This is a genomic window from Paeniglutamicibacter psychrophenolicus (genome assembly GCF_030812255.1).
GTDB classification, from domain to species: Bacteria; Actinomycetota; Actinomycetes; order Actinomycetales; family Micrococcaceae; genus Paeniglutamicibacter; species Paeniglutamicibacter psychrophenolicus_A.
The window spans coordinates 1-13469 of record NZ_JAUSSH010000006.1 but is presented as its reverse complement, the minus strand read 5'-3'; the positions used below and the strand labels follow the sequence as shown (position 1 = coordinate 13469).

The 13469-nt window shown below is 67.8% G+C and carries 10 protein-coding genes; 5 read left to right on the top strand and 5 right to left on the bottom strand.

All coding sequences use genetic code 11. The annotated features are described in order from the left end of the window. Nucleotides 1-3: 3 nt before the first annotated feature. Complete coding sequence (locus J2T21_RS10010; RefSeq protein WP_307580986.1) at nt 4-2043, top strand: SIP domain-containing protein; 2040 nt, start codon at nt 4-6, stop codon at nt 2041-2043. Between the two features lie 34 nt (nt 2044-2077). Here J2T21_RS10010 and J2T21_RS10005 read toward each other — a convergent pair whose 3' ends face one another. After that, nucleotides 2078-2539, bottom strand: a complete 462-nt coding sequence (locus tag J2T21_RS10005) for a MarR family winged helix-turn-helix transcriptional regulator (protein WP_307580985.1) — start codon at nt 2537-2539, stop codon at nt 2078-2080. Nucleotides 2540-2657: 118 nt separating this feature from the next. Here J2T21_RS10005 and J2T21_RS10000 point away from each other — a divergent pair, with 118 nt between their 5' ends. After that, the gene (locus J2T21_RS10000; protein ID WP_307580983.1) at nt 2658-4568 is read left to right on the top strand and encodes an ABC transporter ATP-binding protein; all 1911 of its coding nucleotides are present in this window, start codon (nt 2658-2660) and stop codon (nt 4566-4568) included. Nucleotides 4569-4716: 148 nt separating this feature from the next. Here the strand turns inward: J2T21_RS10000 and J2T21_RS09995 are convergent, their stop codons facing one another. From J2T21_RS09995 to ptsP, 4 genes are all read right to left on the bottom strand, one after another. Then, nucleotides 4717-5418, bottom strand: a complete 702-nt coding sequence (locus J2T21_RS09995; RefSeq protein WP_307580981.1) for a class I SAM-dependent methyltransferase — start codon at nt 5416-5418, stop codon at nt 4717-4719. A 313-nt stretch (nt 5419-5731) separates the two neighbouring features. Beyond that, nucleotides 5732-6439: an alpha/beta hydrolase gene (locus tag J2T21_RS09990; protein ID WP_307580979.1), complete on the bottom strand. Its 708-nt coding sequence runs from the start codon at nt 6437-6439 to the stop codon at nt 5732-5734. 337 nt (nt 6440-6776) lie between these two features. After that, nucleotides 6777-7055, bottom strand: coding sequence for an HPr family phosphocarrier protein (locus J2T21_RS09985; RefSeq protein ID WP_071216729.1), 279 nt, complete (start codon nt 7053-7055; stop codon nt 6777-6779). A 79-nt stretch (nt 7056-7134) separates the two neighbouring features. Continuing rightward, entirely contained in the window at nt 7135-8820 is a 1686-nt protein-coding gene (ptsP, locus tag J2T21_RS09980) for a phosphoenolpyruvate--protein phosphotransferase (protein ID WP_307580977.1), read from the bottom strand. Nucleotides 8821-8956: 136 nt separating this feature from the next. Between ptsP and J2T21_RS09975 the strand changes: the two genes are divergently transcribed. The 3 genes from J2T21_RS09975 to J2T21_RS09965 are packed head-to-tail and all read left to right on the top strand — an operon-like array spanning nt 8957 to nt 12912. After that, a complete protein-coding gene (locus J2T21_RS09975) occupies nt 8957-9679 on the top strand; it encodes a TetR/AcrR family transcriptional regulator (protein WP_307580974.1) in 723 nt (240 codons plus the stop codon). A gap of 60 nt (nt 9680-9739) precedes the next feature. After that, nucleotides 9740-11770, top strand: coding sequence for a PTS mannitol transporter subunit IICBA (locus J2T21_RS09970; RefSeq protein ID WP_307580972.1), 2031 nt, complete (start codon nt 9740-9742; stop codon nt 11768-11770). Beyond that, nucleotides 11767-12912, top strand: coding sequence for a mannitol-1-phosphate 5-dehydrogenase (locus J2T21_RS09965; protein ID WP_307580970.1), 1146 nt, complete (start codon nt 11767-11769; stop codon nt 12910-12912). Before J2T21_RS09970 ends, J2T21_RS09965 begins: the two co-directional genes overlap by 4 nt. Nucleotides 12913-13469: the final 557 nt, after the last annotated feature.

Below are 13469 nucleotides of genomic sequence, written 5' to 3'. Positions count from 1 at the left end.
TCCATGGCACTTCTCGAAGCACAGGACCTCACACTCGCCTACGACGCGGTGAGCATCGTCGACGAGCTCTCGTTGCAGCTGCCCACCGGCGAGGTGACGATCATCGTGGGAGCCAATGGCTGCGGCAAGTCCACGCTGCTGCGCGGCTTGTCCAGGCTGCTGAAGCCCGCCGGGGGCAAGGTCCTGCTCAACGGCGAGGACATCCACACCCGCCCGGCCCGCGAGGTCGCCAAGATGCTGGGCCTGCTGCCGCAGACCCCGACCGCGCCCGACGGGATCACGGTGCGCGAGCTGATCGGCCGCGGCCGCTACCCGCACCAGGGCTGGTTCAAGCGATTCTCCTCCGAGGACGAGGCCGCGGTGGCCCGCGCCATGGCCGTCACCGGGACCACCGACCTGGCCGAGCGGCCCATCGACGAGCTCTCCGGCGGGCAGCGCCAACGCGTCTGGATCGCCATGGCGCTGGCGCAGGAAACCGAGCTGCTGCTGCTCGACGAGCCGACCACCTACCTGGATGTCGCCCACCAGCTGGAGGTGCTCGACGTGATCTCCGAGCTGAACCGCACCCGCGGCACCACCGTGGTGATCGTGCTGCACGACCTCAACCTCGCCGCCCGCTACGCCGACCACCTGATCGCGCTGAAGCACGGCAAGATCGTTGCCGCCGGACACCCCGCGGCGGTGGTCACCGAGGAGATGGTGAAAAACGTCTTCGGCATGCCGTGCCGGGTCATCCCGGACCCGGTGGCAGGCACCCCGCTGGTGCTGCCGATCGGCCGGCACCGGGTGCTGCGCGCCGAGTCGGTGCTGGCGGCCAAGGGCATCCACCGCACCACGAATCCCGACGCCCGGCTCGAAGCCGGTCCCGTGCCGTCAGAGGTGCCCGCGGCCGGTGCCGCCGCGGCCGCACCGGGAACCGCAGGCCCCGAGGCCGGCGGCGTTGCGGATGCCGCCACGGATTCCTTGGCCGAGGCAACCACCGGCACCGTGCCCGCAACCGCCGAAGCGGACACCCCGGCGCCCGCGGCACCGGATGTGCCCGAACGCGCCGAGGAGATCAGCGAGATGCTGGCCTTCGCCACGCACGTGGTCGCGGTGCAGGGCATCGGCGAGAACTTCAAGCGCATCACCCTGGCCGGGGCCGACCTGGCGCACTTCGGCGCCGGGGATTCCCCGCTGGATTTGCGCATCAAGCTGATGATCCAGCCGGCCGCCGAACCCGGTCTCCCGGCTGCCGGGCTGCCGGCCGAATTCGCATCGCTGCGCCCGGGCGCCTGGCTTTCCCGGGCGGAGGCCACGGGCTGGTACCGGCGCTGGCTCGCGCTGCCGGCCGAATCCCGCGGCGCCATGCGCACCTACACCGTCCGTGCCCTGCGCCCGGCGGGCCACCGGGACAACCGCGGCACGGAGGCGGAGATCGACATCGACTTCGTGCTGCACCTGCGCACAGAGAACGGCAAGCTGGCCGGCGGCCCGGCCACGGTGTGGGCGGCCCGGGCCAAGGCCGGGGACGAATTGCTGTTGCTGGGTCCCAACGCGGGCCTGTGCGGGCCCGACTACGGCGGCATCGAGTTCCGCCCCGGCTCGGCCAAGCGGATCCTGCTGGCCGGGGACGAGACCGCTGCCCCGGCGATCTGCTCGATCCTCGAATCGCTGCCGGCCGGGATCACCGGGCATGCGCTCATCGAGGTTCCCGACACCGGGGACATCCAGGGTTCCTCGACCCGCTCGGGCGTGTCCGTGCAGTGGCTGCCGCGCGGTTCCCACCCGCACGGCGAGCTGCTGGCGGCCGCGGTGTGCGACGTCGTGGCGATTCCCGCCGCCGGCGCGGTAATGCCCGGGGCCGACCCGGAGGACGTCGACGTCGACTCGCAGATCCTTTGGGAGACGGCCACCGCCTCCACCCAGCCGTTCTACGCCTGGCTGGCCGGCGAGGCGGAAATGATCAAGGGCATGCGCCGCTACCTGGTCCGCGAGGCCGGCATGGACCGCAAGCAGGTGGCGTTCATGGGGTACTGGCGCCGGGGCAAGTCCGAGAACTAGGATCCGGTCGCCGGGGAGTTCCCGCGCAACGCGTTCAGCGCTCCGGGTGGCCGCCGAGCTTTCCCAGGATGCGGGCCAGCTCGGCCCGTTCCTGCGCATCGATCCGGCCGAAGTAGCTCTCCGTGTGTTCGCGGCGTGCCGCACGGACTTCCTCGGTCAGCCTGAGCCCCTCGGCAGTCAGCGTGACCAGCGTGGCGCGGCGATCGACGGGGTCGGCGCTGCGGGCCACCAGCCCCTTGGCCTCGAGGTGGTCGATGACCTCGGTGGCCGAGCGCGGGGCAATGCGCAGGCGTTCGGCAACGTCCTTGAGCCGCATCCCCTCGGCGGACGCCGGATCCGCGGCATTGCGCGCGAGCGAGTGCAGGGCGCGGAACTGGTGCGGGGTCAGCTCGAAGGGGGCAAGGCGCTGCGACCAGGAATGGCGCAGCGAACGAAAAGCGCGGTGGAAAAGCTCCGAAAGGTCACCGGGAAGTGCCGGATTGTTGCTGGCTGGCATGCCCTCAAGACTACCGTCCGGCGGGTGGGGGATTTGACGGGCAGCCACATAGTGAGGTAACCTCATCAATGACGTGGTGCGAGTCCCGCACCCACGACCACCACGAAAGGTGGTGCATATGTTGGAATCGATTTCATCTTCCAGCACGGCCCGTTCGGGCCAGGGCCAATCGGCCGGGATTCCCGCCGGTGCCGATCGGGCACCCGGCGGCGGGGGAGGCCGCGGCGGTCCCGTCGCCCGCCTGAACCCCGCGGACCTCAAGCAGGTCAAGCTCCACCCGGTGCAACCGGCCCGGATCGCTGCGCTCTTCAAGCCGCACAAGTTCACCATCGCCGTCGTCGTGCTGCTCATCTCCGCAGCCTCGGTCATCGGACTGGCCCAGCCGTTCCTGATCCGCGCCATCATCGACGACGCGCTGCCGCACCAGGACACCGCGCTGCTCGCCTGGCTTGCCGGCGGGCTGGTGGCGGTCGCCGCCGCGACCGCGGCCATCGGCGTGGTCCAGACCTGGATGGCCACCAAGATGGGCCAGAAGGTCATGCACACGCTGCGGACCCGCCTCTTTGCCCACCTGCAGGCCCAGTCGCTGGGCTTCTTCACCCGCACCCGCTCCGGGGAGGTGCAATCGCGGCTGACCAACGACATCGCCGGGATGCAGTCGGTGGTGACCTCCACCGCCACCTCGGTGGCCTCCAACCTGACCACGGCGGTGGCCACCGCCATCGCGATGGCCGCACTCTCTTGGCGGATGAGCCTGCTCTCGCTGGTGGTGCTGCCGCCGGCGATCTGGCTTTCGCGCAAGGTGGCGTTGATGCGCCGCGACGTGACCAGTGCCCGGCAGGCCGAGCTTGCCGGGATGTACACGCAGATCGAGGAGGGGCTCTCGGTCTCCGGCATCCGCCTGGCCAAGACCCTGGGCACCACCGGGCGGGACGTGGAACGCTTCGCCGGGTCCTCGCACCGGCTCGTGGACCTGGAAATGCGCAGCCAGCTGGCCGGGCGCTGGCGCATGGCCACCATGGGCATCGTGTTCGCCGCGATTCCCGCGGTCATCTACCTGGCCGCCGGCTTCCCCGCCACCTCCGGGGGGATGACCATCGGCACGCTGGTGGCGTTCACTGCGCTGCAGGGCGCGATCTTCCGCCCCATCATGGGCCTGCTGAACGTCGGGGTCCAATGGGTCACCGCGATGGCCCTGTTCAGCCGCATCTTCGAGTACCTGGACATGGACCCGGAAATCAAGGCGCCGGCGAACCCGACGACGCTTGACCCGGAGACCGTTGCGGGGCGGGTGCGCTTCGAAGGCGTCTCCTTCGCCTACCGCGACGGGCCGAAGGTGCTGCAGGGGATCGACCTGGAGCTGGCCCCGGGCACCGCGACTGCCATCGTCGGGCCCACCGGATCGGGCAAGTCCACGCTGGGTTCGCTGCTGCCGCGCCTGCATGACCCAAGCCGCGGCCGCATCACCATCGACGGCATCGACATCCGCGAACTCGCCCCGGAAACCCTGAACAAGATCGTGGGCGTGGTGTCCCAGGAGACCTACCTGATCCACGCCTCGATCCGAGACAACCTGCTGCTGGCCGATCCCGAGGCCGACGATGCAACGCTGTGGAAGGCACTGGCCAGCGCACAGATCGCCGACCTGGTCGCCGGTCTGCCCGAGGGGCTTGACACGCTGGTCGGTGCACGCGGGCACCGTTTCTCCGGGGGAGAGCAGCAGCGCCTGGCCATCGCCCGCACCATCCTGCGCAACCCGAAGGTGCTGGTGCTCGACGAGGCCACCAGCGCACTGGACAACACCACCGAGGCGCTGGTGCAGGACGCGTTGGACCGCCTGGCCGTCGGGCGCACCACCTTGATGATCGCCCACCGCCTGTCCACCGTGGAAAACGCCGACCGGTTGGCGGTGCTCGAATCCGGAGCGATCGTCGAGCGCGGCAGGCCGGCCGAACTGCGCGAGGCCGATGGCCCCTTCGCCAGACTTGTGGCGGCCGGCGAGGAACGGGCCGCCGAACTGGTCCCCTGAACGGCGATTCCCGAGAGCCGACGGCACGCAAATCCAGGCCAAGGGGCCCCGCCTGCGGTGGGGGTCCCGTGGCAAACCCGGGCTCAAATCGGCCGATCCCCAGGCAGGCGATCTGGTCCTGAGGCGCCGAAGCCCGGGAGCGCCACGGTCACTTCGCGCGGAGCACGAAGAAGATGAAGCTCAGGAACGACTCCCGGTCCTTGAATTGCGGCGGGACGATGTCCGGGGGCGCATCGGTCGAGTACGGTGGTTCGCTGAGCACCTCGATCTGGAATCCGGCCCTGGCAAACGCGTCAGTCATGGCATGCAATGGCCGGTGCCAATACGTCAGGGTGGCCGGTTGGCCGTTGAAGGTGTGCTCATCCGAGTACTTCACGGGTTTGAAGTAGTCTGTGCCGGGGTTTGTCCAGGGATACAGGATCGGATGGTTGACGGACATGATGAGCCTGCCTTCCGGCCGCAGCACGCGCCGCATCTCGGTCAGCGGGCCCACCCAGTCTTCCAAGTAGTGGAAGACCAACGAGGCAACCACGTCGTCGAACGTGTCGTCGGCGAACGGAAGGGGCCGGCCAAGGTCGGCCACGAGCAGTTCCGCCCCTGCTCCCAGTCTTTTTCGGGCCAGCTTGACCATCGCTTCGCTGGAATCAAATCCCGTCACGGTGGCGCCGCGTTCACCGAGCGCCGCAGCCAGCGGCCCGGAACCGCAGCCGGCGTCAAGAATCCGGTGATTGCGGACATCTCCGGCGAGGTTGAGCATTGCCGGTCGTTCGTAGAATCCATTGAGCAGACTGGATTCGTTTTCGGCAGCGTACGCCTCGGCAAAGGTGTCGTAATTGGTGTCCTGCGGCATCTGGCAATTCCTCCGGATTTCAGAATGGGAACACGCATTTACCCGAGGCTAGCAGCCCTCGTTCCCTCCCACGGGGAGGAACCGCTGCCCTCACCGGCACGTTGCCCGCCGGGACGACTCGACGTATAACGGCCCGGAACGTCGTCTCCAGCGGGGACTCCCCATGCGTCCGTGGGGGGCGGCCCTGGGATCCGGATCCGAAGAGTGCCGATGGATCACCGAGCAGTGGCGTCGGCTGTCAGGAGTATCATCCGACAGGTTCCACGCCCTGAGGGGCCCAAGGCTCCGTTCACGGCAGAGGACACCGCACGACTCACCCTCGCTGCAACAGCTCCAGCACTTGTTCGACGACCAGATCGGGTCGGGAAATGAACGGATGGTGCCCGGTCGGCAGTTCGACGGAGTGCGTCGCCCGGCTCGCGTGGAAGCGTTGCAACTCGACCGACGTGCTGCGGTCCTGCCCGCAGACGATGTACGTTGAATCGATTCCCTCCCAGCCGGCAGCACTCGTCGGGGTCATGAATGCCCCGGCAGCCTGTGACGTCACCCGCTCCCACGCCTGGTGCTGGGTCTCGTCGTCTGCGTCCTGAAGGAATCGGGCTCCAAACGACGTTGCGTCGTAGCCGGACACGCTCAGCGTGCCGTCACTGTTGTCGCCGATGGATACCGGGTCGCCTTCGCCGCTCATGATCGCACCCTGGGACTGCCCGACCTCGGGCAGGTACGACGACACATAGAGCAGGTGCGCAATGGCCGGATGCTGGCCGGCTTCGGCGATGACGGTGCCGCCGTAGGAGTGGCCGACAACGATTGCGGAGTCCACCTCGGCCAATGCGCCGCGCAGCACCGCCGCGTCGGCAATGAGGCCGCCAGCAACCTCTTCAGGTGCTCCCTCGCCACAGGAGGGCAACGCAATGGCCCTGCTCCGGATCCCGGTGTGTTCGTGGAGCAGCTCTGCGGTCCGCTGCCACCACCACTGCCCGTCACGCACCAAAGCGCCATGCACAAAGATCAGTTCCATGTAGAGCTCCTCACCTGGACTATTCGTTGGGTCGGTCCGCATTGGACGCCCGGACCGGGACGCTGTCGTCCTGTCGGGTCTGCTGGCCGCAGCCGTGCAGGATATGCGCAACCGTACCTTGTGAGAGCTGGTGGTTGATAGGTAACCGCGGTCCGTTTCATGAACGGCATCCCCCGGTCTGCCGAAATGTTTTCAACGGAACTGCGATATCTTCGACTTGCCTTCGTGACCGTCCGCGCAGTTGCACCGGCGGCCCGTAAACGCAAAACGCCGATGGCGTGGGCCCCAGGCCATTCGGCTCGGGATCCACGCCATCGGCGGTGGTCGACGCGGTTGGCTAGACGGCGTCCAGGTCCGTTTCGAGCAGGGCCACCAGGGAATCCAGTGCGGCCTCGGCGCCATCCCCGGATGCGCGCAGCACCACTTCATCGCCCTTGGCCGCACCCAGCGTCATCAGCGAGAGGATGCTCGAGGCGTCGAGGGCATCGTCCTCCGGGGCTCCCTTGGGCGCGATGGTGACCTCGATGTCCAGGGCGCCGGCTGCTTCGGCGAAGAGCGCGGCGGGACGGGCATGCAGGCCGGAGGCGCTGGCGATGGTGGCAAGACGTTCGGACATGTGTTTTCTCCTGTGTACGAAGGTATTTGGGAAACAATGGGGGGCAGGCAGGATCAATCCTACGGTGCCGGGGTGTTGGCTACAGGCCCAGTTCGGCCAGTGCCGGCAGCGCCTCGCGCACCGCGGTGCGTGCTGTCTCGGCGCTCGGTGCGGCCAGGGCCAGCTGCGCCAATTCGCCGGCGCGTTCCAGCGTGACGGTCTTGAGCACCGCGGCCACGGAGGCCAGCGAGCGGGCGGACATCGACAGGGTCGAGACGCCCAAACCCACCAGCACCACGGCCAGCGCCGGATCCGCCGCGGCCTCGCCGCAGACGCCCACGGGCTTGTGGTTGCCCTCGGCCCGGGAGCCGGCAACCGTCAATTCGATCAGGCGCAGCACCGCAGGCTGCCACGGGTTGTTCAACGCGGCCAGCGGGCCGAGCTGCCGGTCCGCGGCCATGGTGTACTGCGTCAGGTCGTTGGTGCCCAGGGACGCGAAGGACACCTGGCCCAGGATGGCCTCGGAGCCCAGTGCCGCGGAGGGGACCTCGACCATCACCCCGGGGGTGGCCAGTCCGGCGTCGGCGCACATCGCGGCGAAGTCGGCGGCCTCGGACGGAGTGGAAATCATCGGGGCCATGACCCAGACCTCGGCCTCGGAGCCGGCCGATGCGGTGGCGATGGCGGAGAGCTGGCGGGCCAGCACCCCGGGGGAGGTGGTGTCGGTGCGGTAGCCGCGCACGCCCAGGGCCGGGTTGGGCTCCGAGGCGTCGGTGAGGAAGGGCAACGGCTTGTCGGCGCCGGCATCCAGCGTGCGCACCACGACCTTCTTGGACCCGAAGGCGTCGAAGACGGCCTTGTACTCGGCGACCTGCTCCTCGATGGACGGCTCGGTGTCGCGACCCAGGAAACAGAATTCGGTGCGCAGCAGCCCCACGCCCTGGGCTCCGGCCGCAGCGGCCTTCACCGCGTCCTTGCCGCCGCCGACATTGGCAAGCAGCGGGACCAGGTGCCCATCGGCCATCACGCCGTTGCCGTCGAAGACCGAGAGCAGCGCGGCGTTCTTCAGCCAGGCGTCCACGGCCGTGCGCTCGGTGTCGCCGGGGGAAGTGGAAATGGTTCCGGCGGCTCCGTCGACGAAGATCTCGGTGCCGGATTCCAGTGCCTCCAGGCCCTTGGCGGCGACGATGGCGGTCAGGCCCATGGCGCGGGCGATGATGGCGGTGTGCGACTGGGGCCCGCCGCCGGTGGTCAGCAGCGCGATGACCTTGGCCGGGTCCAGCGTGGCGGTGTCCGCCGGTGCCAGGTCCTCGGCCACCAGGATGAACGGGTCCGTCGAATCGGGGATGCCGGGGGCCGGGACCCCGCGCAGCGCGGCCACGATGCGGGCGCGCACGTCCAGCACGTCGGTGGCGCGTTCGGCCATGTAGCCGCCGAGGGTGATGAGCATCTGGGCGACGGTTTCGCCGGACTCCCAGATCCCGCGTTCGGCCGAAAGGCCGGTGTTGATCAGCTTGTTGGCACCCTTGAGCAGCATCGAGTCGGTGGCCATCTGCGCGGTGGCCTCCAGCACGGCCTTGGCCTCGGGGCTGGCGGTGGCGGCGCGGGTGCGCAGGTCCGCCTGCACGGACGCCGCGGCCTCCTTGAGTCTGGCGATGGCCTGCTCCGCGGTGACCGATGCATCGAGCTTCTCGCCGGCCGGCGGTTCGGAAAGCGCCGGGGGCATGTGCCGGATGGTTCCGATGACGCGTCCGGGCATGACGCCCACTCCGGAGAAGTTTTGCACTTGAGTTCCTCGTTCCCGTGGGTTGCTCTTGGGTTGTCCGTTGCGCGATGCAGACGATGATCACGCAGGACTCGAGCATAAACTCAAGCTGTGATCCCCTTCATATAGCAATGCTATAGGTGCTAGGGTAGCAGTCATGAGTCTAGACATCCAGCTTCCGCCGAGGGAGCGACTGCTGCAGGCAGCCGTCGAGCTCTTGGCCAATTCGGACGGGGCTCCGGTCTCCACCCGGAAGATCACCGAGCTGGCGGGGGTCACGGCGCCGACGCTGTACCACCACTTCGGGGACAAGGAAGGCCTGTTCGACGCGGTCGTTGCCGTGGGTTTCGAGCAGTACGTGGCCAGTGAAATGGACCTTGAGCCCACCGGGAAGCCGCTGGACGACGTGCGGCGCATGTGGGACCAACACGTGCGCTTCGGCATCGAGAAACCGCACCTCTACCTGGTGATGTTCGGCAAGGTCAGGCCCGGAAACCGATCCAACAGGGTCTCGGAGGCGGAAGCGCTGCTGCGCGGGAAGCTCGACCGGGCCGCAGAAGCCGGGCACCTGAACGTGCCCCCGGCCGACGCGGTGCGCAGCATCATGGCGGCGAACATCGGGGTCACCCTGATGCTCATCTCCGAGCCGGAGAAGGAGCGGAACTTCGAGCTGTCCGACATGACGCGCGATGCCGTGATCACCGCGGTGTCCTCGGAGGCCGGCATTGCCGACTCCGCCACCCCGGTGGGTGCCTCCTCGGTCGTCGTGGCCGCCATCGCGCTGAACGCCGCGTTGGAGTCCTCGAACCCGCAGCAACTTTCCAACACCGAAATGAAGATGTTCCTCGAATGGCTGCATCGCATCTCCAAGACGACATAACCGTCTTCACACGTCGGTTCCTTCCCTGCGACGGCGCAGGACTAACGATTAGGAAGAATCATGGCAACACAAACTGAGGCTGCCACCCGCGGCGGCCTGCGGGTCGGGGTGCAGAAGTTCGGCACCTTCCTCTCGGGGATGATCATGCCCAACATCGGGGCGTTCATCGCCTGGGGGTTGATCACCGCATTGTTCATTCCCGACGGGTTCCTGCCCAACGAACAGCTTGCCTTGCTGGTGGGCCCGATGATCACCTACCTGCTGCCGCTGCTGATCGGCTATACCGGCGGCAAGATGATCCACGGGGTCCGCGGCGGCGTGATCGGTGCGATCGCAACGATGGGCGTGGTGGTGGGCGCCGACATCCCGATGTTCATCGGCGCGATGATCATGGGCCCGCTCTCGGCATGGGTCATGAAGAAGCTCGATGCCGCTTGGGAAGGCCGGGTCAAGCCGGGCTTCGAGATGCTTATCGACAATTTCTCCTCCGGCATCGTCGGGGCGATCATGGCGATCTTCGGCATGCTGCTGGTCAACCCGCTGGTGGTCGCGTTCTCCAACGGTGCCGGCGCGGTGGTGCAGTTCCTGGTAAACCACGGACTGCTGCCGCTGACCAGCATCTTCATCGAACCGGCCAAGGTCCTGTTCCTGAACAACGCCATCAACCACGGCATCCTCACTCCGCTGGGCACCGAACAGGCCCTCGAGCAGGGCAAGTCCATCCTCTTCCTGCTTGAGGCCAACCCCGGCCCGGGTTTCGGCATCCTGCTGGCCTACGCGATCTTCGGCAAGGGCCTGGCCAAGGCCTCGGCACCGGGCGCGGCGCTGATCCAGTTCGTCGGCGGCATCCACGAGATCTACTTCCCGTTCATCCTGATGAAGCCGGTCATGATCCTGGCCGCCATCGGCGGCGGCATGAGCGGGATCTTCATGCTGGTGCTCACCGGCGCCGGCCTGCGCGCCCCGGCCGCACCGGGCAGCATCTTCGCCGTGTTCGCGATGACCTCCTCGGACAGCTACCTGGGCGTCGCGCTCTCGGTGGTTTCCGCAACGGTGGTCTCCTTCCTGATCGGTTCGTTCCTGCTGAAGATCTCCAAGGCCCCCGAGGGCGACGAGCTCGGCGAAGCCGCGGCCAAGATGGAAGCGATGAAGGGCAAGAAGAGCTCGGTGGGCTTCGCCTTCGCCGCAGATGCCGCCTCCGGCCCGGTGAACAACGTGGTCTTCGCGTGCGACGCGGGCATGGGATCGAGCGCCATGGGCGCCTCGGTGCTGCGCAATATGTTCAAGAAGGCCGGATTGGTCGACGTGAAGGTCACCAACTCGGCCATTGCGAACTTGACCGACACCTACGACATCGTCGTCACACACCAGGACCTCGCGGCCCGTGCCACGCCCGTGACGGCCAGCGCGGTGCACGTATCGGTGGACAACTTCATGAACAGCCCGCGCTACGAGGAAATCGTCGAGCTGGTGCGCACCCGCAACGCCGCACCGGCGGAATCCGTTTCCGTGGGCGCCGCGGCAGCAGGTGCCGGAGCCTCGGCAACCGACGAACACGCCGGTGCCGCGGCCCACGCGGCCAAGCATGCGGCCGCCCCTGCCGAAACCGGGGCCGCCGTTTCCGGTTCCCCGGAGCAGGAACCCGCGGCCCCGGCACGCGAGGTGCTGGTCGCCGACAGCGTGGTGCTCACCGGCACCGCCGCCTCGCGCGATGCCGCCATCGAGGAGGCCGGCGCCCTGCTGCTGGCACGCGGTGCGGTCAACGCGGAATACGTGGCCTCGATGCACACCCGCGAGGCCTCGGTGTCCACCTACATGGGCAACTTCCTGGCCATCCCGCACGGCACCAACGAGGCCAAGGGCGATATCGCCAGCTCCGCGGTGTCGATCATCCGCTACCCCGAGGGCATCGACTGGAACGGCAAGGAGGTCAAGTTTGTGGTCGGCATCGCCGGGTTGAACAACGAGCACCTGGCCATCCTGTCCTCGATCGCCCGGGTCTTCACTGACAAGGCACAGGTGGCACGGCTGGAAACCGCCACCACCCGCGAGGAAATCCTGGACATCTTCGGAAAGGTCAACGCATCGTGAAGGTAGTACATTTTGGGGCCGGGAACATCGGCCGGGGATTCGTCGGGCTGCTGCTGCACGACGCGGGCTACGAGATCGTGTTTGCCGACGTGGCCGACGCGCTGATCAGCGCGCTGGATGCGGCCGACAGCTACCAGGTGCACGAGGTCGGGCAGGATCCGAAGGTGCGCACCGTGGAGAACTTCCGCGCGCTGAATTCCTCGACCCAGGCCGATGCGGTCATCGACGAGATCGCCACCGCCCAGATGGTCACCACCGCCGTGGGACCGCACATCCTGAAATTCGTCGCCCCGCTAATTGCCGCCGGCATCGCCAAGCGCGATGCCGCGCTGGCGCCGCTGCAGGTCATGGCGTGCGAGAACGCCATCAATGCCACGGACATCCTTGAAGCGGCGGTGCGCGCCGACGGCGCCGCCGCTGCGGAGGCCATCGACGCCAACGCGATCTTCGCCAACACCGCGGTGGATCGCATCGTGCCGAACCAGGCGCCGGGCCAGGGCCTGGACGTCACGGTGGAAACCTTCTTCGAGTGGGTCATCGACAAGACCCCGTTCGGGGATGCCGTGCCTCAGATCGGCGGCGCGACGTTCGTGGAGGACCTGGGTCCGTACATCGAGCGCAAGCTCTTCACCGTGAACACCGGGCACGCCGCAACGGCATACCTGGGCTTTGCCGCCGGCCTGGAGAAGATCTCCGAGGCGATGGCCGACCCGCGGGTCTTTACGAAGGTTGCCGCGGTGCTGGCGGAAACCAAGTCACTGTTGGTGTCCAAGCACGGCTTTGCCGAGGGCGACCAGGAGGCCTATGTGCAAAAGATCCTGGCCCGGTTCTCCAACGAGTACCTGCCCGACACCGTGGTGCGCGTGGGCCGGGCGCCGCTGCGCAAGCTCAGCCGGCACGAGCGGTTCATCGGCCCGGCCGCCGAGCTGGCTGAGAACGGCATCAAGCCGGTGGCGCTGCTCGAGGCCATGGCCGCCGCATTGCGGTTCAACGACCCGGAAGACGCCGAGGCCGCCGAAATGGCTGTGATCCTGGCGGGAAACACGAGTGAAGCAGCCACCGAGAAGATCACCGGGCTGGCTGATGGGCACCCGCTCTTCGGATCGGTGAACGAACTGGTCAAGGCCGCGCAAGCAGGCTGATTCCACATCCGGGTCCGGGCCATGGCAAGGACCCTTGAACGGCCACGCATAGGGTGCCGGTTCCCTTCTCCAGCGGAGAAGGGAACCGGCACCCTATGCCGTTGGTGGACCATCGGGGAGCGGGCCGGATGCGAGGGACGGCATGGGCCGACCCGGCCGCGGGCAGCTGCCGGGGAAGCAGATATGCCCGAACCCCGGGTCACCGAGGCGTAAAGCAATGCAGCGCATGTCGACGTCGGTTGGAGACCCGCACCGAAGCGGTTACACGTTGGAGTGGTGGGGGCGGCAACTGCCGCGAGGGCCCCGATTCCGAGGATGCCGCCCGCGACCGCAAGAACACGTCCCAGGTAGGCGATGGGGGCTTGCATTGCGTCATCGAGTGCGGGCAGCAGCCTACTGCGGCATCACGGACTTCCCGCCGCGGGTGGGACCGCGTTTTCCTAGAAGAGGCTGGTTTGGTTTTAGAAGAGGGTGGTTTGGTTTTGCGGCCAGTAGGCGTTGCGGCGGGGGATCTGCTCGGGATCCAGGTGCCGGGGCAACAGGACGTGGGGGAGCCC